This window comes from Blautia difficilis, from assembly GCF_014297245.1.
In the GTDB taxonomy this organism is placed as follows: Bacteria; Bacillota; Clostridia; order Lachnospirales; family Lachnospiraceae; genus Blautia_A; species Blautia_A difficilis.
Genome location: NZ_JACOQG010000089.1, coordinates 1 through 874, shown reverse-complemented (window position 1 = coordinate 874; position 874 = coordinate 1). Strand labels below are relative to the sequence as shown.

The following is an 874-nucleotide window of genomic DNA, read 5'->3' as shown; positions in this document are numbered from 1 at the left end:
GGTGTTTTTAGTCCGGTTACGGACAGTTCTCTTTTTACTCCGGATACGGAGTGATATTTTCTCAGGATATTATATGCGCCTACGGCATCTGCGTTATAGGTTCTGTTTCCATCTCTGTACAACCCTCTCTCTTTCCGTTTGGACGGCTCTGCATATCTTTTCCCCACTTTCGGTGACAGCGGACTGCACTGGCTGGTATAACTTTCTTCCTGTTTTATAAAACGGATTCCATATCTTTTCAGCTTATATTCCAGCATGATGTAGATCCTGTTATACGGCAGGCTGTGGAACTTCTGGTTTGTCCTGTGTCCCAGGTCTTTTTCTCTCCGGATATTCCAGATATCCCCTGCAACGATACAGGTGATCCCCTGTTCCCGGCAGTATTCTGCTAGATACCTTGTGACCTTGTGCAGATAATCCGTTACTGAATCATGTTTTCTCTTATATAACTTCCTGATATGTTTTGATGTGACCGGATACTTTACTCCCTTTCCGGACTGCTGCCCATACCACTGGGCCTGCACCCTTGCGATCTCTTTATGGAAATATCTTTCCAGTGCAAGGTACTTCCTGCCCAGGATAAACGTCTTCCCATTTTCAGAATCATAACACGTCATAAGGTTGTGAAGCCCCAGATCAATAGACAGTTCATGTCCGTTCTGTGGAAGTTCTTCCCGGTCAGGGACCTCATAAACAACAATAATTTTACAGTTTCCCTTCTCCGGCGGATAGATCCGCAGCTGTTTGATCTGATTCATGCCCCTGAAAATCTTATTTTCAAGGTAAAGAAAGTTTTCATGGATCTGATATGTTTCTTTCATATATTTTTTTAATGCCTTTGGAAGGGACAGGCGGACTCTGCCCGTATCCCGCT

At 44.3% G+C, this 874-nt stretch carries 1 protein-coding gene; it reads right to left on the bottom strand.

Translation table 11 applies throughout. The annotated features are described in order from the left end of the window. Positions 1-821 (bottom strand): RNA-guided endonuclease InsQ/TnpB family protein (locus tag H8Z82_RS16945; protein ID WP_243176521.1); only part of this gene is annotated, 821 nt, incomplete at its 3' end. Positions 822-874: the final 53 nt, after the last annotated feature.